Here is a 21,910-nt window from a genome sequence, read left to right on the forward strand (position 1 = left end):
TCAACTGATAAGGAACTTTATGTCTTCTGCTTACGCTAATCTGACCCGTACTTTCCAGCGTCTGTCACGCTTTGGCCACCTGTCGGCAATAGCCGGCTGGGATATGATGACCATGATGCCCGCAGGCGGCAGCAGCGCACGCGGTGCGGCGCTGGCGGAACTGAGCGTGCTGCGCCACGAAATCCTGACGGCCAAACAGGTTGGCAAGTGGCTGCAGCAGGCGCAGCAGGAAGATCTGGATGATGTGGCGCAGGCCAACCTGTTTGAGATGCAGCGCGCCTGGCAGCAGGCGTCCCTGCTGCCCGCTTCTCTGGTTGAAGCCAAATCGATTGTTGGTTCTCGCTGTGAACACGCATGGCGCAGCCAGCGCCCGAACAACGACTGGCAGGGTTTCTCCGCCAACCTGAAAGAGGTGGTGAAGCTGAGCCGCCAGGAGGCGGAAATCCGCGCTCAGGCCAACGGCTGCTCGCGCTATGATGCCCTGCTGGATGTTTTTGAACCTGGGATGACCAGTGCAAAGCTCGATCTTACCTTCGCTGACCTCAAACAGTGGCTGCCGGATTTACTGCAAAAAATCGTCGCGCAGCAGTCGCAGGAGAACGTTGCCGTTCCCGCTGGCCCGTTCCCCCAGGCGCAGCAACAGCAGCTGGGGCTGGCGATTATGCAGCAGCTCGGCTTTGATTTTAATGGCGGACGTCTGGATATCAGCGCGCACCCGTTCTGTGGCGGCGTGCCGCAGGATGTGCGCATCACGACCCGTTACAACGAAGCCGAATTTATCAGCGCGATGATGGGGGTGATCCACGAAACCGGCCACGCACGCTATGAGCAGAACCTGCCGCAGCAGTGGGCTGACCAGCCGGTGGCGCTGGCGCGCTCGACCGCCATCCACGAGTCGCAGAGCCTGTTCTTTGAGAAGCAGCTGGGCCGCAGCCCGGAGTTCCTCAGCCTGGTTCAGCCGCTGGCTGTGCGCCTGCTGGGCGATCAGCCTGCAATGGCCGCAGACAACTTTATTGCCTTAAATCAGCGCGTCAAACCGGGTCTGATCCGCGTTGATGCTGATGAAGTCAGCTATCCGGCGCACGTCATTCTGCGTTACGAAATTGAAAAAGCGCTGATTGCCGGGGAGATTGAAGTTGAGGATATCCCGGCGCTGTGGGATGAGAAAATGCAGCAGTGGCTGGGCCTGGATACCCGGGGCAACTATCGCGATGGCTGTATGCAGGATATCCACTGGACCGACGGCGCGTTTGGCTACTTCCCGACGTATACGCTGGGTGCAATGTATGCGGCACAGCTGTTCCAGGCAGTTAAACGGGCAATCCCACAGGTCAGCGAGCAGATCCGCGCGGGCGACCTGCAGCCGGTGTTTGACTGGCTCCAGCAGAACATCTGGCAGCACGGCTGCCGCTTCAGCACGCGCCAGCTGATTGAAAATGCTACCGGCGAAGACCTCAATCCGCGCTATTTCCGCCAGCATCTGGAAAACCGTTACCTCAAATAACTGTTGCATAGTGGGTCGGGCATGCCCGACCCCTACATTGATTCGGTAGGGTCGAGGCATGCCTCGACCGGTTATCACGTCGCCCCCCTGCTTGTACAATCGGTTACACGCCGATACCAATCACTCACGGAAGCCCGCCTCGCATTCCCTTATAGTCTCTTCACCGGCCCCGCAGTGGGCTGATACATGAACTAAACACTTTGAGGGTTTCACAATGAAAAAATTATTCGCTCTGGTTGTCGCCGCTGCAATGGGTCTGTCTTCAGTTGCTTTCGCTGCTGAAACCAGCGCTGCTCCAGCAACAACTGCTGCTCCAGCTGCTACCACCACCACCACTGCTGCACCGGCTCCAGCTAAAGCCTCTGTTAAGCACGTGAAAAAACATCATAAAGCTGTAGCTCAGAAAGCTCAGGCTGCTAAGAAGCACCACAAAGCTAAAAAAGCTGCCGCTCAGAAAGCGCAGGCTGCTAAAAAGCACCACAAAGCCAAGAAAGCTGCCGCTCAGAAAGCGCAGGCCGCTAAAAAGCACCACAAAGCAGCTAAAAAACCTGTAGCCCAGAAAGCGCAGGCGGCTAAAAAGCATCACAAAGCGGCTAAAAAACCTGTAGCTCAGAAAGCGCAGGCTGCTAAAAAACACCACAAAGCTAAGAAAGTCGCTCCTAAGGCTTAACTCTTCAGCCGAGCTCCGCCCTCGGACGGAGCCAAAAAGCGGTCCACTCCTTGAGACATTGTAGGGGTTGGCCCATAAACTCAAACACCCGGTTTTACCGGGTGTTTTTTTAAGGAGTTTCGGATGATGGTGCGTCGCTATTTATTCGAAATCATTCTGGTTGTGATGATCGTCTGTGGCGTTGTTGCCGCCAGCTTCTATCTTTAAATGCAGTCTCTGTAGCGTGCTGATATTCCAAATTAAACTCCCTTTTCTGGCACTATCCGTCTATAGTTACTGCATTAGCGTAACCACAAATTTCAATGCTTCTCCAGCCTGAGAAAAATATGCGCCTGACTGCTGTGTTATTAATGGGTTGCTTAGCCTTTTCGTTCTATTCTTACGCCGATGATGACGGCCCGAGTGAAGCCGACGTAAAAACGCTATTTTTTGGCAAGGACGATCGCCTGCCGGTAAGCCAGACCGCTACGCCACCGTGGGAAGCCATCGGCCAGCTGGAAACAGAGAGCGGTAACCTTTGCAGTGCTACCCTGATTGCCCCAAACCTGGCGTTAACCGCCGGACACTGCCTGCTTAATCCCCCGGGAAAACTGGATAAAGCCGTGGCGCTGCGTTTTATCGCCAATGGTAAAGGCGGCTGGCGCTATGAGATCCACGATATTGAAGCGCGGGTTGATCCGGCTCTGGGCAGGAAGCTAAAAGCGGATGGCGATGGCTGGATCGTACCCGCCTCCGCTGCGCCTTATGATTTTGGTTTGATTGTGCTGCGTAATCCCCCTTCCGGGATTGTTCCGGTGCCGCTGTTTGCCGGTTCGCGTTCAGAACTGACCGCCGCACTGAAGCAGACTGGCCGTCGGGTTACCCAGGCGGGCTATCCTGAAGACCATCTTGAAACGCTTTACTCCCACAGCGACTGCCTGATTACCGGCTGGGCGCAGAAAACCGTGCTGTCGCACCAGTGCGATACCCTGCCCGGCGACAGTGGCTCCCCGCTGATGTTGAAAGTGAACGGCGACTGGCAGCTGATCGCGGTGCAGAGTTCTGCTCCGGCGGCGAAAGACCGCTACCTGGCAGACAACCGCGCTATCGCCGTGACTGCCTTCCGCGACAGCCTGGAAGCGTTAGCGCAGTAGCATCTATCGTCAATCTGATAGCCGTTTCAACGATGTTCCACCGGGGTGAATTAAATAATACTGTCAGCGCCTGTATTGATTCACTTCACGGACGGAAATCATGAATAAAACCCTCACGGCGATCCTCGCCATAGCATTGACCGGATGTTCAACCGGTAACCTCGTTTCACGGCCAGGTTACCAGGTCAATACTCAGCACCCTTCGCAAAGTCAGAATGAACGCGTTCGTTTTCTCATCCTTCACTACACCGCAGAAGACGATGCCGCATCCATGGCGTCATTAACCCGGGGTTCAGTGAGCGCGCATTACCTTGTTCCCTCGGCCGCCGATCCGGCATTGAGTAAAAAAATGGTCTACCAGCTGGTCCCTGAGGATAAGCGTGCCTGGCATGCCGGCCTCAGCAACTGGCATGGCCGCAGCAATCTCAATGACAGCGCTATCGGCGTGGAGATTGTCAACCTGGGCTACCGTCAGGACGCGCTGGACAGATACTGGTATCCCTGGGATGCGCAGCAAATCAGGCTGGTGGCCAGCCTGGCGAAAGATATCATCCAGCGTTATGGCATTACCCCTTATAACGTTCTCGGACACAGTGATGTTGCGCCAACGCGCAAGGTTGACCCCGGCCCACTGTTTCCCTGGCAACAGCTGGCTGAACAGGGAATCGGCGCCTGGCCCGACAAACAGACCGTGCAGCACTACCTTGCCGGTCGCTCATTTGCCGCCGCGGGTTCGATCAGTAAAATTCAGGCCGATCTCGCCAGCTACGGTTACACTATTCCACAAACTGGCGTGAACGACGCCGCAACCAGGCAGGCTATCAGCGTATTCCAGATGCATTTCCGCCCCTCGAACTACACTGGGGTTGCGGATGCAGAGACTGAAGCGATTGCCGCAGCACTGGTGGCAAAATATCGTCCGGCGAGCCGCAGCCTTCTCACGGAGGAGTATGGGGATTAAACAACCGATGGCGACCCGCTGCGGTGCGCCATCAACCCCCGACCACTGTCAGACAGTAATCTGCTCCATCGCCTGTAAGATACGCTTTTCGGAGATTGGGTAAGGTGTTCCCAGCTGCTGCGCGAAGAAACTGACGCGCAGCTCCTCAATAATCCAGCGGATATCCTGTACTTCCTCATCATCCCTGCGCTCAAGCGGCAGCTTGTTGAACCACGTATTCCACGCCTGCTTCACCGTCTCGACCTTCATCATGCGCGCACGGTCGCTGTGCGGATCAACCGCCAGTTTCTCCATGCGCCGCTCAATGGCGTGCAGGTAGCGCAGGGTATCGCCGAGGCGTTTCCAGCCGTTGCCGGTGACAAATCCGCGATACACCAGGCCGCCCATCTGCGCTTTGATATCCGATAGCGCCAGCGCCATCGTCATGTCTACGCGCCCTTTCAGCCGCTTATTGATATTGAACACCGAGGTGAGGATCTGTTCGACCTTCTTCGCAATCTCGACCACCGTGTCGTTCAGTTCGGCGCGGACTTTATCATGTAGCTGCATGTAGCCCTGCTCCTGCCAGCTTGGGCCACCGTGTTCGGCAATCAGCTTATCCACGCCGCAGGCGATGCAGTCGTCAATCAGATCCAGCACTTTGCCATAAGGGTTGAAGTACAGTCCCAGCTTGGCCTTGTTTGGCAGCTTTTCGTGCAGATACTTAATCGGCGACGGGATATTCAGCAGCAGCAGGCGGCGCTGGCCGCGCCACATCGCTTTTTGCTGCTCGTGCTGCGAGTCAAACAGGCGGATCGCCACGCTCTCTTTTTCGTCTACCAGCGCAGGCCAGGCTTTCACGCTGTAGCTACCGCGCTTCTGCTCGAAGTGATCCGGCAGATCGCCAAAGCTCCAGATATGCAGCCCGCTCTGTTCCAGACCGTCATCAGCCACTTTCGACAGAGTTTCCTGGACTTTGCCTTTTAACTGCAGTTTTAACGCCGTCAGATCTTTCCCTTCCGCCAGCTTGCGGTTGTTTTCGTCAACGATGCGGAAGGTCATTTTCAGATGATCGGGCACCTGATCCCACTGCCAGGCTTCGCGTTCCAGCGTTACGCCTGACATGCGGCGGAATTCGCGCTCCAGCGACTCTAGCAGCGGCAGCTCAAGCGGCGTCGCGCGGCCAAGGAATGCATCGGCGTAGTTCGGCGCGGGAACGAAGTTACGGCGTAACGGCTTAGGCAGTGATTTGATCAGCGCAATCACCAGCTCGCGGCGGATACCGGGGATCTGCCACTCAAAACCCCGCTCTTCCACCTGGTTGAGCAGCGGCAGCGGTACGTGCACCGTCACGCCATCGGCATCCGCCCCTGGTTCAAACTGATAGCTCAGGCGCAGTTTCAGATTGCCCTGATGCCAGAAGTTCGGATAGTCGAGCTTGCTAACGTTTTCCGCGCCCTGCTTGATCAGCATCTCTTTGGCGAAGTTAAGGCGATCCGGCTCTTCGCGACTGACGGTTTTCCACCAGCTGTCGAAATGGCGCGCGGAAACCACGTCGTGGGCAATACGCTGGTCGTAGAACGCAAACAGCGTTTCATCATCCACCAGGATGTCGCGGCGGCGCGACTTGTGCTCCAGCTCTTCAACTTCGGCACGCAGCTTAAGGTTCGCCTTAAAGAAGGCGTGGCGCGTCTGCCAGTCGCCCTCCACCAGGGCGTGACGGATAAACAGCTCGCGCGATAGCACCGGGTCAATCGTGCCGTAATTCACCTTACGGGCAGCGACGATCGGCAGACCGTACAGCGTTACTTTCTCGCTGGCCATCACCGCGCCCTGACCTTTTTCCCAGTGCGGCTCGCTATAACTGCGCTTCAGCAGGTGCTGCGCCACCGGTTCGATCCACTCCGGCTCAATGCGCGCCGCAATGCGCCCCCACAGGCGGCTGGTTTCCACCAGTTCGGCGACCATGGTCCACTTCGGTGGCTTTTTGAATAAACCGGAGCCGGGGAAGATGGCGAAACGGGCGTTGCGCGCTCCGGTAAATTCCTGTTTGTCCGCATCCTTCTGACCGATATGCGACAGTAGCCCGGTGAGTAAGGCGGTGTGAATTTCACGCATTTCGGCCGGTGCGCTGTTCACCGGCAGCCCGAGTTCGCGCACGACCTGGCGCAGCTGGGTATAGATGTCCTGCCACTCGCGCACGCGCAGGTAGTTCAGGTATTCGGTTTTGCACTGGCGCCGGAACTGGCTGGAGGAGAGCGCTTTTTGCTGCTCCTGCAGGTAGTTCCACAGGTTTACAAAGGCGAGGAAATCAGACTCTTTATCAGCAAAGCGCTGGTGCTTCTCATCGGATGCCTGTTTCTTCTCCGCCGGGCGCTCGCGCGGATCCTGGATCGACAGCGCGGCGGTGATAATCATCACCTCGCGCACGCAGCCATATTTCTGTGCCTCCAGCACCATTTTCGCCAGGCGTGGGTCGACCGGCAGCTGCGCCAGTGCACGGCCCGATGGGGTGAGCTGATAGCGCTGATTGTCAGCGAGCGTGATGGCACCCAGCTCCTCCAGCAGACGTACCCCGTCCTGGATATTGCGCTGGTCCGGTGCCTGCACAAACGGGAAAGCGGCAATATCGCCGAGGCCAAGCGCCGTCATTTGCAGGATCACCGAGGCCAGGTTAGTACGCAGGATCTCCGGGTCGGTAAACGCCGGGCGGCTGAGGAAATCCTCCTCCGCGTATAAACGGATGCAGATACCCTCCGAGACGCGTCCGCAACGCCCTTTACGCTGGTTGGCGGAGGCCTGAGAAATCGGCTCAATCGGCAGGCGCTGCACCTTGGTACGGAAGCTGTAGCGGCTGATGCGTGCCGTGCCCGGATCGATGACGTATTTGATGCCCGGTACGGTCAGCGAGGTTTCCGCTACGTTGGTCGCCAGCACGATGCGGCGCCCGGCATGGGACTGGAACACGCGGTTCTGCTCGGCGTTCGACAGGCGCGCATACAGCGGCAGCACTTCAGTATGCGGCAGGTCGCGCTTCATCAATGCATCGGCGGTGTCACGAATTTCGCGTTCACCGCTCATAAAGATCAGGATATCGCCACGGCTCTCACGCCCCAGCTCATCCACCGCATCAAAAATGGCCTGCAGCTGGTCGCGGTCAGTATCATCAGCATCTTCCACTACCGGCCGGTAGCGAACTTCCACCGGATAAGTGCGGCCGGAGACTTCAATCACCGGTGCGTTATGGAAATGGCGTGAGAAACGCTGCGGATCAATGGTCGCCGAGGTGATGATCACCTTCAGGTCCGGGCGCTTAGGCAGCAGCTCGCGCAGATAGCCCAGCAGGAAGTCGATGTTCAGGCTGCGCTCGTGCGCTTCATCGATAATGATGGTGTCGTACTGCATCAGCAGCCGGTCCTGCTGGATCTCCGCCAGCAGAATACCGTCGGTCATCAGTTTGACCTGGGTGGTTTCACCGACCTGATCGTTAAAGCGCACCTTGTAGCCTACGCAGCCGCCGAGTGAGGTTTCCAGCTCCGCTGCAATACGGTCAGCAACGGTGCGTGCCGCCAGGCGGCGTGGCTGCGTGTGGCCTATCAGCCCGCGAATGCCGCGCCCCAGCTCCATGCAGATTTTCGGCAGCTGCGTGGTTTTACCCGAACCGGTTTCCCCGGCGACGATCACCACCTGGTGATCGCGGATAGCATCGGCAATATCCTGCTTCTTCTGGCTGACCGGCAGATTTTCCGGGTAGCGGAGGGTTGGCGTCGCGGCACGTCGCGCGGCCACGCGCTGCTCGGCCTGAGCGATTTCCGCACTCAGCTCATCGGTCAGCGCCTGGAGCGCCGCCGGATTTTTAATTTTTTTCGCGCCCTGCAGGCGGCGCTGGAAGCGCTGGCGGTCGCGCAACATTAGCAAATCCAGCCGTGAATAGAGCGGCGCCAGGGCAGATTGTGGTGATTCAGACATGGTAAAAGCTCACTTTGTCGCGCCTGATGCGGGCAACATGGCATTATCAGGGATTAAAATTTTTGCGTATTCTAGCACAGACAGCGACTTAGCGATTTATTTGCCCGCGAGCTGTTATTCAATTATTTCGAACATTGATATCGAAAACTCGCACTTACACTCGCCGTCATTTATCCGTAAAGTGTTATCCATTGAGCGGATAGCCTTCCGCATGACAAAACAGGAAAAAAACCATGAGCAAAGTATTAGTACTGAAATCAAGCATCCTTGCCGGTTATTCTCAGTCTGGTCAGTTGGCCGATCACCTGGTTTCCGAGTGGAAAGCGGCCCATCCGGCTGATGAAGTGACCGAACGTGACCTGGCCGCTAACCCGATTCCAGTACTGGACGGCGAGCTGGTTGGCGCACTGCGTCCTTCTGATGCCGCGCTTACCCCGCGTCAGCAGGAAGCGCTGGACCTGTCCAACGAACTGATCGCTGAGCTGCAGGCACACGACACCATCGTGATTACTGCGCCAATGTACAACTTCAACATCCCTACCCAGCTGAAAAACTACTTTGACCTGGTGGCACGTGCCGGTATCACTTTCCGCTACACCGAGCAGGGTCCTGAAGGCCTGATCAAAGGCAAAAAAGTGGTGGTGCTGTCCAGCCGTGGCGGTGTTCATAAAGACACCCCAAGCGACCTGCTGACCCCGTACCTGACCCTGTTCCTCGGCTTCCTGGGTATGAGCGACGTTCAGTTCGTGTTTGCTGAAGGTATCGGTTACGGTCCTGAAGTGGCAGCGAAAGCCGCCAGCGATGCGAAAGAAGTGATTTCTCAGATCGTGACTGCCTGAGTTTTATCGCCAAAAGAAAGGCTAAGGCACCGTGACGGTGCCTTAGCTACTTCTTAATCCACTGGCCGTTTATCCCCCGCACAAACTCTCCCGGCTTTGCCCGCTCTACCAGCTTCTGCCCGGCGATATTCGCCACGTCACGCGTGGTCAAATTGTTCTGCTGCGCCAGTATCTGATACTGATTCATGCGCCCGGCATTGATCTCTTTCACCAGCGCCGCTGTCTCTGCATCCTGCTGCACCGCGGCAATGTAGCCGTTAAGCGTTTCGCCGACGCGCCCCTGCTGCCGTGCCTCATCAAGCGTCAGCGCCAGCACCTGTGGCGACAACAGCAGGCAGCCCAGCAGTAATCCGCTGCAAAGTCGTTTCATTGCTTGCTCCTCAGAACAGACCGCTCTGGTTTTTTAACAGGGCTTCCACGTCTTTATCGACCTTGATATGGATCTCATGCTCAATTTTGACGTTCATATTGATGGTGATCGGCTCTTTTGGCGCGGCAACCTCAATGCGGGGGATACAGCCGCTAAGCAGCAATAGACAGCCTGCCATCAGCAGGCTAATTCGGGCTTTCATCACTCATTTCCTTTTGCGACGGCAGGGTGGCATTTTGCTCCACCCAGGATTGCAGGTTATCGCCAAAGCGCAGACTGCGCCAGAGTTGGAACAGGTTTTCCTGCTGGGTATAGTTCAGCGTGACGCGCTGGTCACGGTTGCTGAAGCGGCTGGTGCCATCAACCTTTGCGGTCATTTTCATCCAGCCAAGATTGTCGAGGTCAAGGGTGGCCCAGCTGCGCGAAATTTCCATATAGCGCAGCCAGTCCATCGCCGCTCCGGCGGCAAAGTTATTGCTGCTGATGGCATCGGCCATATCTTTATCCATGCGCACGGTTAATGGCCCACTGTTGGCTATCCAGCCCTCTTTCACCAGCCAGCGTGAATCATTCAGCCACAGCGGCAGCGCGCCGTTAATGTGGCCCGACATGGCAATCTGTTTAAGCTTCATTGCCGTCACCAGTTCGGAAACGCTCAGATGCTGAATAGTAATCGTGGCCGCCTGCGTCTGCGGCATCTTCAGGCTGGCCATACTCAGCTGGCCACCTAACAGTTCGAGGCTGACGTTGCTCAGCTCCAGCGGCTGCCTGGCACTCCACGGATACCAGCCCTGCAGATCTGCCGTGACGTTTTGCATGGCAAACTGGTTTTTAATCTCTTTGATGCGCAGCGAGACCGGGCCGTGCGTGCCGAAGTACCAGCGGTGCTCGCGCAGGCGGAACGGCAGCGAGAAATCGATGCCGTTAAATTCGTTATCCGGCAGCAGTGCACTGCCGTCCTGCACCAGGAAGTGGCCGCCCGCTTCCAGCCCCTGATCGCTGGCGGCAGAAAACGCCACCTGAGCCTTGAGCGTACCATCCTGAATCGCCAGCTTGAGGTCCGGGCTGAGCAGCGGCTGGAAGACGCGCAGCGACTGCTGAGGCCACCACATCTGCCCACGCAGGCGTTCACCGTCCCAACGACCGCGCACCTGCACCGGACCAATGCGCTGCGCCTGCAGACTGCCGCTGTAGAGGAACCACGCCGGGTCACGCCCTTTCACCGTCAGCGTCAGAAGCGAAGGCGGCAGATAGCCCCCGGCGCTGAAGCGCGTGTCCTGCGCGTTGAGCTTCAGCTCGCCGTTAAATGCCGGATGCTGCGCGTCGCGCTGCCAGCGCACCGCCTTACTGAGCGTCAGGCGCGGGGCGTCCACCGTGACGCTGCCATAGGTGAGATGGTCAAATCCGGTCGATAGCGACTGCAGCTCAATCAGCGTGTCCTGCCAGCGTCCGTTGCCATTCATATCCCACTTCGCCGCCAGCGGAGCCAGATAGCCGTCGCCCCAGTAGCGCCACAACCACTGCCCTTTATCGGGCCAGAAGTCGGTTGCACGGCCATCCAGATGCAGGCGGAAACGGCCCATTTCGGCGTCGTGGGCGCTGAGGATCGCCTGCAGTCGGCCATCAATTCCGGCTGATGAAACCGCGACGCCAGCCAGCGGCCAGCGGGCTTCATCCACTTCCAGCGTCGACAGCAGCCGCCCTTTCATCCGCAGTAGCGCGCCGGGCTGCAGGTGCAACTGCGGGTCGAGCAGCGGTCCGCGCAGCTCACCGGGTAGCCCGGCGAAGAACTGCAGGCTGGCCAGTTTGCTCTCACCCGTCAGGCGAAACGGCAGCTGGCTGTCACTCCAGTCAAGATGACCAGGGCCGAGCGTCAGCACCACATTCCCTTTCCCTCCGCGCCCCTGGGTCAGCAGATTAAGACGCCCGCTAATCTCGCTGGCGGGCAGACCCTGCTGCCAGTTTTTGGCACTGAGGGCTATTCCCCCTGACAGCGGCTGCCCGGCGTAAGGCCAGCTCCACTGCCCCTGGGTAATGTCAATCTGCTGAGAGCTGATGTGCCATGGCAGCGTCAGCAGCGGCGTACTTTGCTGTTCAGCGATGGCGGACAGGGTGCCGCTCTGCTGCTGCCAGTCAAGCGTGATCTGCAGCGGGTCAGGGATCCCTGCCAGCGCCAGCTGCCCCCGCAGCGCGCCCTGTTCCGGCAGGCCATCGGGTATGTGTGGCAACGTCAGCGTACCGCTGACCGTGACGGGCCGTGCCACGCCGGGCGCCTGAACCGTCAGTGCCTCGATCGCCAGCTGTTGTCCGCTCAGTTGGGCTGCCAGCGTCAGATTTTTGCTCTGATAGCTGACCTGCTGGCGCTGGGAATCGAAGGTGAGCTGCAGAGCTCCAGCCCACTGCTGCCAGGGAGAAACGCTGAGCTGGCGGATATTGACGCGGGCGTTGGGCAGCATTTGCTGCCATTCGGCGAGACTGCGCGGTGCGGAAGGGTTATCTGATGTGGGAAGTTTAGCCAGGCAGGCGCTGTCAATCGCCACGCTGTCCGCCGCCAGCTGCCACTGTTTTTGCTGGTAGCCGAGGGAAACATTCACCACTTTCGCCAGCTGACAGTCGCCCGCACGGTAGCGGATGCCGGGCAGAAACAGTGCCCCATTGTGCCAGCGCGGATTGCCGTCCAGTGCGATGGTAGTATCCGCAGGCAGCCAGATGCCAGCCACCCTTGGCAGCCACTGGGTAACCGTAAGAAGAAGTCCTGTTAGCAGCAGGATCACCGCCAGCAGCGCCACAAGCGCCCTTTTCCAGCCCCGTTTCATGGCAGTAAAACCCTGTTCGCTCCGTGATTATCCCTGAATGATGGCACGGAATATCACTCGGGTGAAGTTTTTCACCAGTAATCAACTCATTCGCTGCTTTTTAGCTCAGCTGAGCGGGATGCCTCGCCCGCGGTTCACAATAGTTGTTACACTGCATTATTATTTAAGCGCGGGTACAGGAGTAACACGATGAAACTTGCGGTGTATAGCACCAAGCAGTATGACCGGAAATACCTTGAACAGGTCAATGAAGACTACGGCTTTGAACTGGAGTTTTTTGATTTCCTGCTAAGTGAGAGCACGGCGAAAAATGCCGTCGGCTGTGATGCGGTCTGTATCTTCGTTAACGATGACGGCAGCCGCACGGTACTGGAAGAGCTGGCGGAGCTGGGCGTGAAGTTTATTGCGCTGCGCTGTGCCGGCTTTAACAACGTGGATCTTGATGCCGCTAAGGAGCTGGGTCTGCAGGTGGTGCGCGTGCCCGCTTACTCCCCGGAAGCGGTCGCCGAGCATGCGGTTGGTTTAATGATGACGCTGAATCGCCGCATCCACCGTGCTTATCAGCGCACCCGCGATGCCAACTTCTCCCTTGAAGGGCTGATCGGTTTTAACATGCATGGCCGCACGGCGGGGGTGGTCGGTACCGGTAAAATCGGCATTGCTACCCTGCGTATTCTGAAAGGCTTCGGCATGAAGCTGCTGGCGTTTGACCCCTATACTAATCCGCAGGCGCTGGAGCTGGGCGCAGAATATGTTGATATCGATACGCTGTTTGCGCAGTCTGACGTTATCACCCTGCACTGCCCGCTGACGGAGGAAAACTATCATCTGCTGAATGCGCAAGCCTTTGCACAAATGAAGGATGGCGTGATGGTGATCAACACCAGCCGCGGCGCATTAATTGATTCACAGGCGGCGATTGATGCGCTGAAGCAGCAGAAGATTGGCGCGCTGGGAATGGACGTGTATGAGAACGAGCGCGATCTGTTCTTTGAAGATAAATCAAACGACGTAATCCAGGATGATGTGTTCCGCCGGCTCTCCGCCTGCCACAACGTTCTGTTCACCGGCCATCAGGCGTTTCTGACTGATGAAGCCCTGACCAGCATTTCCCAGACCACGCTGCATAACCTGCGTCAGCTGGAGAACGGCGCCGAGTGCGATAATGTGCTGACGGTGTAATTTCCTGCCACGGGCGAGCGGAAAAATGGTCTTCATTAAGGCCGGTGCAAACTCGCGGCACGGGGCGACCGGAAAAAATGGTCTTCATTAAGGCCGGTGCAAATTCGCGGCACGGGGCGACCGGAAAAAATGGTCGCCCCCTACTTTTCGGTCAGCCCGTTAACGGGCGCAGGTGCCGCTCATTAAGGCACTTTCACCACAGCGGCGACCGTTCGCCAGCTGGCACATCCCCACTGAGCTACCATCTAACTGACGAGACAACGCCAGGGTACCACCGGCACTGGCGCAGTTGCTGGCTGCCAAATCGCCCATCACGACACGCGCTGGCGCATGGGCGGCCGTAGCCTGTTGAGGTGGCTCATTATCACTGTCGCTGCTGCAGGCGGACAGTAGTAACGCTGCCGTTACCAGCAAAAAACTCGCTGCTTTCATCGGGTAAACTCCGGGTGGATTTGCGCTGAGGTGCGTTTGCCAGCATAAGCTACGATTCACACCAGGTCGATAGCTGTCATGCATTCTTACAAAATCAAAATAACAGAAATATCAATAGCCCCGGTTCTTAATTTATAACTACCCGTTCAGATTATGATATCTCTATGTAAAATCAAAAGGATAAGTGATGACCGCTGATATGTTACTGCGCATCGCCATGGCGGGGGTGCTGGGGGGCCTGATTGGGCTTGAGCGCCAGTTGCGGGCGAAAGAAGCAGGTCTGCGCACCCACGTTCTGGTCGGGATCGGCAGCGCGATGTTTATGATCGTCTCAAAATATGGTTTCGACGATATTCTCGCGCACAACCACATTGCGCTCGACCCCAGCCGCGTGGCGGCCCAGGTGGTGAGCGGCATGGGTTTTCTCGGTGCCGGGACCATTATTATTCAAAAGCAGATCGTAAAAGGGTTAACCACCGCCGCCGGGCTGTGGGTGACCGCGGCAATCGGGCTGGTTATCGGCAGTGGCCTGTATGAAATTGGCATTTATGGCACGGTACTGGCGCTGGTGGTGCTGGAGACCTTCAGCCGCATCAGCCGCCTGCTGATCGGTCGACACCACACCCTGACCTTCCATCTCAAGGCCAAGAGCGTACCGCAGGTGCTGGTGACGCTGCAGCAGCTGAATGTCCGCACGGGTAATGTCTCGGTGGTTAACCGTGATGCTGAAAACAGCCTGTGTGAAATGATGGTTGAGGTGACGTTGTCACGCAGAATACAACCGCATCAGCTATATGAAGATCTGCTACAAATCAAAGGGGTGCAGTCGGTCGAAATTCAGTGAGGCCTGAAAAGATCATGGCAAATAGCCGCAGGCACGTTAGTCTTACAGCACGAAACTTCACGCCGCAGGGGTATTTCGCCGCTGACGACGTCATTTTGCCACTTATTAGGAGATACAGATGTCTGATAAATCCATTCTGATTGTTGCCACTTTCACGGCAAAAGCCGGTAAAGGCGATGAGCTGTTTGCGGTGTTAAACCGCTGCGTGGCGCCAAGCCGTCTTGAGGAAGGGAACCTGCATTACGATCTGTACCGCAGCGTGGAGAACAGCGACAGCTTCCTGTTCCATGAAACCTGGAAAAGCGCCGCCGCGATTGAACTGCACGAGAGCCAGCCACACTTCCAGGCTCTGCTGGCGGGGGTTGAATCGCTGCTGGCAGCACCACCGGTGATTACCAAGCTTTAAATGGCAGGGCCGTTGTTGAAAAGAGCGGCACAGCGGGCCGATCGTAACAAAAGATCGGCCCCTACAGGAATAGGTTCGGTTATTTCAGCAGGCGTGCGCGGCAAGATTTGCCTTTAATCTTCACGTCCTTCAACTGCCCCATCACCTGGCGCGCCTGGTCACGACGAATGGCCACATAGGCGTGAGTCGGGCCAACATCAATCTTGCCAACCTGATCGCCCTTCAGCCCGCCGTCACCGGTCAGCGCACCGAGGATATCGCCCGGGCGAATTTTTGCCTTGCGCCCACCGTCGAGGCACACGGTAACCATTTCCGCCGGCAGCGGCTTGGCGGCAACTGACTTCAGCTCCGCCACGCTGCGCCAGTTAAGCTTCTGCTGCAGGAAATCCTCCAGCGCGTGCGCACGCACCATCTCATCCGGCGCCACCAGACTGACGGCACAGCCCTCCTGCCCCGCGCGCGCGGTACGACCAATGCGGTGCACGTGGACTTCCGGGTCAAACGACAGCTGATAATTCACCACCATCGCCAGCGCTTTGATGTCCAGCCCGCGCGCAGCCACATCGGTCGCCACCAGCACGCGACAGCTGCCGTTAGCAAAGCGAATCAACACCTGGTCACGATCGCGCTGTTCCAGGTCGCCATGCAGCGCCTGCGCGCTGATCTGGGCAGACTCCAACGCCTGGGCGATATCATCGCATTCGCGCTTAGTGTTGCAGAACACCACGCAGGAAGATGGCTGGCGGTCGCTAAGCAGGCCAATCAGCGCGCTCAGCTTTTCACGCGCCCCGGCTTCATAGAATGACTGTTCGATTTTCGGCAGGTCGGAGACATCGCCGGTTTCTACCGTCAGCGGGTCGCGCTGGATATTCTGGCTGATCTGCGCAATCACCTGCGGCCAGGTCGCGGAGAACAGCAGCGTCTGGCGCTGTGGTGGGCAGTAGCCAATAATGGTGTCGATATCGTCACGGAAACCCATCTCCAGCATGCGGTCGGCTTCATCCAGCACCAGCATATTCACGCCGTCCAGCTTCAGGGTTTCACGCTGCAGGTGATCCATAATGCGCCCCGGCGTTCCTACCACGATATGCGGAGCATGCAGCAGTGAATCACGCTGCGCGGCAAACGGCTGACCGCCGCACAGAGTGAGAATCTTAATATTCGCGGTAAAGCGGGCCAGACGACGCAGCTCTTTCGTTACCTGGTCTGCCAGCTCACGCGTCGGACACAGCACCAGCGCCTGGGTCACATACTTGCTGGCGTCCACCCGGTGCATCACACCCAGCCCAAATGCGGCGGTTTTGCCACTGCCTGTTTTCGCCTGTGCACGCACGTCGCGCCCGGCAAGGATGGCTGGCAGAGATTCCGCCTGAACCGGGGTCATGGCGAGGTAACCCAGCTCGTTGAGGTTCTCAATCTGGCTGGCGGGAAGTTGTGTCAGGGTAGTAAAAGCAGTCACGGGAAAGTTCTCTGATAAAACGGCAAAATAATTGCCGCAGAGTGTAACAGAAAGCAGAGCCTGGAGGGAGAAAAGCGCTGGCGGCAGTGCCGCACAGCGCGTGGAGTGCGTAGTCAGACTAAGATAAAACCAACGCGATCAGCAGCCAGAAGATCAGGCATCCCGCCACCATCGCAATCCAGGTATTTCTTCGATTCCATTTCATGCGTTTTGCTTCTCCCGAACTTTCGTTCTGATTCAGCTATTTGATCGCTAAATAACTGTATAAGACGGAAGTCTTCAGGCGGATTATAGACAAGGCTGGTATTAAATGTCGCGTTTTTAGGGTACGAAAACGTAAATATTTTAAGATTAATCTCAGCATCGCGCAGGAGAAAGTACGGCAGAAAGGGGGGGATTAGCAAGGTTCACAGGGTGCAAACCTTGCAGGGTTGAGATGATTTAAGCGCGGCTTACTTCTTAGCCGGATCTTTGTAAGGATCCTTTTTATCGTCCTGGCTCCCATCACGCGTGCGCGGTATTTCACCGTGTTCGCTGGGGTTATCCTTCGCCGGATGCGGCTTGCTCTCTTCTTTATGACTCTCTTTCGACATGACAACCTCCATCTGTGCAGTGCATTAAGCATAGTAGATGGAGGGGTAAATGTTTACAGATTCGCCACGTCGATATACAGCGATTTGTCGATGTTGGTGGAAGAGACGGTGGCTTCGGTAAACGAGTACTCGGCGCGGTCACCGCTGCGGTCAAGCGGCAGCTGTTCAAAGTCAAACAGTTCACGGTCCGCCAGCTGGCTTGGGCTGACGTTTTGCAGCGATTTAAATACGCTCTCCACGCGGCCAGGGGTTTTCTTATCCCACTCGGTCAGCATCGCCTTAATAGCCTGACGCTGTAAGTTCTCCTGCGAGCCGCAGAGATTACACGGGATAATCGGGAAATCTTTCTGCTCAGCGTAGGCGATCAGGTCTTTCTCGCGGCAGTAGGTCAGCGGACGGATCACGACGTTACGACCATCGTCAGAGCGCAGTTTAGGCGGCATGGCCTTCATGCGCGCGCCGTGGAACATGTTGAGGAACAGCGTCTCAACGATGTCATCCATATGGTGGCCCAGCGCGATTTTGGTGGCACCAATTTTCTCGGCGAAGGAGTAAAGCGTACCGCGACGCAGGCGGGAGCAGAGACCGCAGGTGGTTTTGCCTTCCGGTATCTTCTCTTTCACCACCGAGTAGGTGTCTTTGTCGACGATGTAATACGGGATATTGAGACTATCGAGATAGGCTGGCAGGATATGCTCAGGAAAACCGGGCTGCTTCTGGTCCAGGTTAACGGCGATCACCTCAAATTTGATCGGGGCCACTTTTTGCAGGCCAATCAAAATATCCAGCATGGCAAACGAATCTTTGCCGCCGCTCATGCAGGCCATCACCACGTCGTTCTCTTCGATCATGTTGTAATCAGTGATAGCGTTACCAACATTTCTGCGGATACGCTTCTGGAGCTTATTAAACTCAAGGGTTTCTTTTCTTACATCGACTTGATTCATAACCACTTTATTTTGACCCTGATAGTCTGAGAACGACTTGCTTTAAGTAACAATTTTAAGGCGGGCATTATACGTAAGTTTTGCCAGGCAGGAAACATCCGTTGTCCGGCAGGCCGTCTCTCGCGGCACGACCTGCGCTGCTTTAACGATGTGGCGGTGGGTCAATAATTGGATATGGGTCGGGATTGTCGGGCGACGGATCGGGCAGCGGTTGCGGAACAGGGATGGGATCGGGAATGGGAACCGGGTCACCCAGCGGTTCCGAGCTGCGGATCGCTTTTATGCTGTCAGTGAACATGCCTTCCTCCTCAGGTGTTGCATGAACCTTAAGCGTAGGACATCTCAGCCTGCTGGCAAACGGGCAAAAAAAAGCCGGCTATATGCCGGCGTCGTACGAATTAAATGTGCTATGCATTAATTCAAAAAAGGAAGTAAGACAATATGGAGCGCAACGCCCATCGCTTGACGTTGCATTCACCTGCGGGAGTGATATTGCTCCGATTGCGCACCACGTTTATTGACGTCGATCAGCTTTACTCCCCTTTTCTCCGGCAATTTCTCGGCTCAATGTGCTTTTTCACAACCATTTACGTTTTTTTAACCACCAGGCAACGCCCAGTACCAGCACCACCAGCAGCAGGCAGAATGCGCCAAATCCATAACGCCACTCCCCGCCCGGAATGCCGCCAAGGTTGACCCCGAACAGACCGGTCAGGAAGGTCGTTGGCAGAAACACCATCGCCATCAGCGACATCGTATAGGTGCGGCGGTTCATCGCTTCCGCCATGACGGTGCTGATTTCGTCCGACAGCACGCCGGTACGCGCCACGCTGGCATCCAGGTCATCCAGCCCGCGGCCCAGCCGGTCGGAGATATCCTGCATGCGGCGGCGATCGTCGTCGCTCATCCACGTCAGCCGCTCGCTGGCGATGCGCGAAAAGACATCACGCTGTGGCGCCATGTAGCGGCGCATGATAATCAGCTGCTTGCGGATCAGGGAGAGCTCACCGCGCGGCGGAATTTGCTGGTCCACCACCGCATCCTCCAGCTCAATGATTTTGTCATGCAGATCTTCGATAAATTCGCTGGCGTGATCGGTCAGGGCATCACAAACGTCCACCAGCCAGCTGCCGCCATCGGTTGGACCGTTGCCATTTTTTAAGTCGGTCAGCACTTCATCGATGGCAAAAACTTTGCGGCGGCGGGTTGAGACAATCAGCCTGTCGTTGATAAATACGCGGATCACCACCAGCTGGTCCGGGCGTGAGTCCGTGTTCAGATTCACGCTGCGCAGCGTGATCATTGTGCCATCGCTGAGGCGATTGACGCGCGGGCGCATGCTGTCGCCGCCGAGCGCGTCGCGCACGCTGTCCGGGATCAGCGGGGTCGACATCAGCCAGTCGGCGCTATCGCGGTGGGTATAGTTGAGGTGCAGCCAGCATGGGCGGTCACAGTCCAGCACCTCGCTGTCATTGATCGGGATTAACCCGCCCTTACCATCCAACTGACATGAAATAATGGCATCCGATACCTGTAGTGCTTTACCTGCAATAACGTCCACGCTCACCCCGGTTTCAACATAATCAATGCGATACAGTCTAGCCTGTACTGGCACCTAAGCAAAATCTGACAATTAGCGACTGCGGTTAAAAATGGTGACAATTTCCAAACCTGCTCCAGGCGCTAAAAGGCGATCGGCCTCACGAAATTAAGTTATTCCCGCCCTCTCCCCTTGCTAACAGCCAGCCGCTGGGGAAATATCAGCGCAGCAAAACAGGATTGTTACTGAATCTCAGGCAAAACCTAAACCGCTTCTTTCGCCCCTACGGCGTTAACGAAGCGGTTTAGGTTTTTTTTTGGCCTGAATTCGGCAACGGCCCTCAGACAAGATGTCAAAACCAGGAGCACACCATGAAGTACCAGGTTTTATCAGAAGAAATTTTGCAGGGCGTCGGCGGCAAAGAGAATATCCGTTCGGTGATGCACTGCGCGACCCGCCTGCGCTTCAAGCTGAAAGACAGCCGCCGGGCAGACACCGCCGCGCTGAAGCAGAATGCCGGCGTGATTATGGTCGTGGAGAGCGGCGGGCAGTATCAGGTGGTGATTGGTAACCACGTCGGCGAGGTCTATCAGGCGTTAATCGCTGCCGCCGGACTGGGCGAGGAGAGCCGCAGTGATGATAGCAGCGCAGAGAAAAGCACCCTGTTTGCCCGCTTCATTGATATCGTTTCCGGCATCTTTACCCCGTTCGTCGGCGTAATGGCGGCGTGCGGTATCCTTAAGGGGCTGCTCTCTCTGGCACTGGCGTTTGGCCTGACCCGCGAGGCGACCGGGACTTACAAAACCCTGTTCGCCGCCAGCGATGCCGTGTTCTATTTCCTGCCGATTCTGCTGGGGTATACCGCCGGTAAAAAGTTTGGCGGCAATGCCTTCACCACCATGATCATCGGCGCTGCCCTGGTCCATCCGCAGATGCTGGCCGCTTTCACCGCCGCACAAAGCGGCGCGGCGCCGCTGCACTTCTTCGGCATTCCGATGATCCTGATTAACTACAGTTCGTCGGTGATCCCGATTATCTTCGCCGCCTGGTTCTCCTGCCTGATTGAGCGCCTGGTGCACGATCGCCTGCCTGGGGCGGTGCGTAACTTCACCACCCCGCTTCTCTGCCTGGCGATTGTTGTGCCGGTGACCTTTATGCTGATTGGCCCGGCGGCAACCTGGCTGAGCAAGATACTGGCAGCGGGGTATCTGCACGCTTACAGCTTCAGCCCGACGTTTGCCGGTGCGTTTATGGGGGCGTTCTGGCAGGTGTGCGTTATTTTCGGCCTGCACTGGGGCCTGGTGCCGATTATGCTCAATAACCTTGCGGTACAGGGTGCCGATACGCTGCTGCCGCTGCTGATGCCGGCCATACTCGGCCAGGCCGGAGCTACCCTTGGCGTACTGCTGCGCACGCGTGATGCCAGAATGAAAGGGATTGCCGCTTCCGCCTTCAGCGCCAGCCTGTTTGGTATTACCGAGCCGGCGGTGTATGGCGTCACGCTGCCCAAGCGCCGGCCGTTTATCTTCGGCTGTGTCGGAGGCTCAATGGGCGCTGCCGTGCTCGGTTTCTACCACACCACCAGTTTCTCATTTGGCCTACCCTCGATATTTACCTTCAGCCAGGTCGTTCCCAATAGCGGTTTTGATGCCAGCGTGGTGGCGGCCGTGGTCGGCGCGCTGATCGCCTTCAGCTTTGCCACCGTCGCCACCCTGCTGTTTGGTGTGCCTGAAGAAGCGCTAGCTGAACCTGCCAGCAAGGCGGTCCAGGTGGCGCCTGCCACTCCTGAGCTGCTGCACAAATCCCTGTTGGTCAGCCCGATAAGCGGCAGCGTAATCGCACTGGAAAAGGTGCCGGACGCCACCTTCGCCAGCGGCCTGCTGGGCAAGGGCATCGGCATCCAGCCCACCGTGGGGCGCGTACTCTCGCCGGTTAACGGCACTGTTGCTTCGCTGTTTCGCACTCACCATGCCATTGGGCTGGAAGCAGACGACGGGTCTGAAGTGCTGATCCACGTAGGTATCGACACGGTCAAACTCGATGGTCTGCACTTTAGCGCGCACGTCAGTCAGGGCGATGCGGTGCGCGTCGGCGACCTGCTGCTGGAGTTTGATATTGCCGCAATTCGTGCGGCCGGATATGACCTGACCACGCCGGTGCTGATTAGCAATAGCGATGACTATATCGATGTGCTGGCCGCCAGCCAGCAAAGTGTAGTCGCAGCCGGCGAACCCCTGCTGACGCTGATTAAATAATCTTTCATAAG

General features: G+C 57.1%; 18 protein-coding genes and 1 pseudogene. 9 read left to right on the forward strand and 10 right to left on the reverse strand.

Going from position 1 to position 21,910, the window contains the following annotated elements:
• The first annotated feature begins 19 nt into the window (after nt 1–19).
• From QLG07_RS06775 to QLG07_RS06790, 4 genes are all read left to right on the forward strand, one after another.
• A complete protein-coding gene (locus tag QLG07_RS06775) occupies nt 20–1,504 on the forward strand; it encodes a carboxypeptidase M32 (RefSeq protein WP_282468840.1) in 1,485 nt (494 codons plus the stop codon).
• 214 nt (nt 1,505–1,718) lie between these two features.
• Entirely contained in the window at nt 1,719–2,174 is a 456-nt protein-coding gene (asr, locus tag QLG07_RS06780; RefSeq protein WP_282468841.1) for an acid resistance repetitive basic protein Asr, read from the forward strand.
• A gap of 326 nt (nt 2,175–2,500) precedes the next feature.
• Nucleotides 2,501–3,307, forward strand: coding sequence for a serine protease (locus QLG07_RS06785; protein ID WP_048916010.1), 807 nt, complete (start codon nt 2,501–2,503; stop codon nt 3,305–3,307).
• Nucleotides 3,308–3,407: 100 nt separating this feature from the next.
• Entirely contained in the window at nt 3,408–4,268 is an 861-nt protein-coding gene (locus tag QLG07_RS06790; RefSeq protein ID WP_282468842.1) for an N-acetylmuramoyl-L-alanine amidase, read from the forward strand.
• 48 nt (nt 4,269–4,316) lie between these two features.
• Here the strand turns inward: QLG07_RS06790 and hrpA are convergent, their stop codons facing one another.
• On the reverse strand, nt 4,317–8,216 hold the full coding sequence (gene hrpA / locus QLG07_RS06795) for an ATP-dependent RNA helicase HrpA (RefSeq protein ID WP_282468843.1): 3,900 nt from the start codon (nt 8,214–8,216) through the stop codon (nt 4,317–4,319).
• Nucleotides 8,217–8,449: 233 nt separating this feature from the next.
• Between hrpA and QLG07_RS06800 the strand changes: the two genes are divergently transcribed.
• Nucleotides 8,450–9,055, forward strand: coding sequence for an FMN-dependent NADH-azoreductase (locus QLG07_RS06800; RefSeq protein ID WP_048916007.1), 606 nt, complete (start codon nt 8,450–8,452; stop codon nt 9,053–9,055).
• Between the two features lie 46 nt (nt 9,056–9,101).
• On the opposite strand, the gene QLG07_RS06805 is transcribed toward QLG07_RS06800, so the two are convergent.
• The 3 genes from QLG07_RS06805 to QLG07_RS06815 are packed head-to-tail and all read right to left on the reverse strand — an operon-like array spanning nt 9,102 to nt 12,241.
• Complete coding sequence (locus QLG07_RS06805) at nt 9,102–9,425, reverse strand: YdbL family protein (protein WP_282468844.1); 324 nt, start codon at nt 9,423–9,425, stop codon at nt 9,102–9,104.
• 10 nt (nt 9,426–9,435) lie between these two features.
• The gene (locus tag QLG07_RS06810; RefSeq protein WP_048916005.1) at nt 9,436–9,627 is read right to left on the reverse strand and encodes a YnbE family lipoprotein; all 192 of its coding nucleotides are present in this window, start codon (nt 9,625–9,627) and stop codon (nt 9,436–9,438) included.
• Nucleotides 9,611–12,241, reverse strand: coding sequence for a YdbH family protein (locus QLG07_RS06815; RefSeq protein ID WP_282468845.1), 2,631 nt, complete (start codon nt 12,239–12,241; stop codon nt 9,611–9,613). Before QLG07_RS06815 ends, QLG07_RS06810 begins: the two co-directional genes overlap by 17 nt.
• 189 nt (nt 12,242–12,430) lie before the next feature.
• On the opposite strand from QLG07_RS06815, the gene QLG07_RS06820 reads away from it, so the two are divergent.
• Complete coding sequence (locus QLG07_RS06820) at nt 12,431–13,423, forward strand: 2-hydroxyacid dehydrogenase (protein WP_191149388.1); 993 nt, start codon at nt 12,431–12,433, stop codon at nt 13,421–13,423.
• A gap of 159 nt (nt 13,424–13,582) precedes the next feature.
• Here QLG07_RS06820 and QLG07_RS06825 read toward each other — a convergent pair whose 3' ends face one another.
• Complete coding sequence (locus QLG07_RS06825; protein ID WP_048916002.1) at nt 13,583–13,855, reverse strand: DUF333 domain-containing protein; 273 nt, start codon at nt 13,853–13,855, stop codon at nt 13,583–13,585.
• Between the two features lie 187 nt (nt 13,856–14,042).
• Between QLG07_RS06825 and QLG07_RS06830 the strand changes: the two genes are divergently transcribed.
• On the forward strand, nt 14,043–14,699 hold the full coding sequence (locus tag QLG07_RS06830) for an MgtC/SapB family protein (protein ID WP_062818256.1): 657 nt from the start codon (nt 14,043–14,045) through the stop codon (nt 14,697–14,699).
• Nucleotides 14,700–14,817: 118 nt separating this feature from the next.
• Nucleotides 14,818–15,105: a putative quinol monooxygenase gene (locus QLG07_RS06835; protein WP_282468846.1), complete on the forward strand. Its 288-nt coding sequence runs from the start codon at nt 14,818–14,820 to the stop codon at nt 15,103–15,105.
• A gap of 79 nt (nt 15,106–15,184) precedes the next feature.
• On the opposite strand, the gene dbpA is transcribed toward QLG07_RS06835, so the two are convergent.
• From dbpA to zntB, 5 genes and pseudogenes are all read right to left on the reverse strand, one after another.
• Nucleotides 15,185–16,564 (reverse strand): ATP-dependent RNA helicase DbpA, encoded by a 1,380-nt coding sequence (gene dbpA, locus QLG07_RS06840; RefSeq protein ID WP_282468847.1) that lies wholly within the window; start codon nt 16,562–16,564, stop codon nt 15,185–15,187.
• Nucleotides 16,565–17,016: 452 nt separating this feature from the next.
• Entirely contained in the window at nt 17,017–17,157 is a 141-nt protein-coding gene (locus QLG07_RS06845; protein WP_166643181.1) for a hypothetical protein, read from the reverse strand.
• Nucleotides 17,158–17,210: 53 nt separating this feature from the next.
• Nucleotides 17,211–18,104 carry a tRNA 2-thiocytidine(32) synthetase TtcA gene (ttcA, locus tag QLG07_RS06850; RefSeq protein WP_133623715.1) on the reverse strand — a complete coding sequence of 298 codons (894 nt, stop codon included), beginning with the start codon at nt 18,102–18,104 and terminating at the stop codon, nt 17,211–17,213.
• A gap of 187 nt (nt 18,105–18,291) precedes the next feature.
• Nucleotides 18,292–18,402, reverse strand: a pseudogene (locus QLG07_RS06855) (energy transducer TonB); the annotation flags it as partial.
• A gap of 279 nt (nt 18,403–18,681) precedes the next feature.
• Nucleotides 18,682–19,665, reverse strand: coding sequence for a zinc transporter ZntB (zntB, locus tag QLG07_RS06860; protein ID WP_048916001.1), 984 nt, complete (start codon nt 19,663–19,665; stop codon nt 18,682–18,684).
• Nucleotides 19,666–20,015: 350 nt separating this feature from the next.
• Between zntB and bglF the strand changes: the two genes are divergently transcribed.
• Nucleotides 20,016–21,899: a PTS beta-glucoside transporter subunit IIABC gene (gene bglF / locus QLG07_RS06865; protein ID WP_282468849.1), complete on the forward strand. Its 1,884-nt coding sequence runs from the start codon at nt 20,016–20,018 to the stop codon at nt 21,897–21,899.
• Nucleotides 21,900–21,910 lie beyond the last annotated feature (11 nt).

Origin of the sequence: Erwinia sp. V90_4 (assembly GCF_029967685.1) — a bacterium.
Lineage (GTDB): Bacteria > Pseudomonadota > Gammaproteobacteria > Enterobacterales > Enterobacteriaceae > Erwinia > Erwinia aphidicola.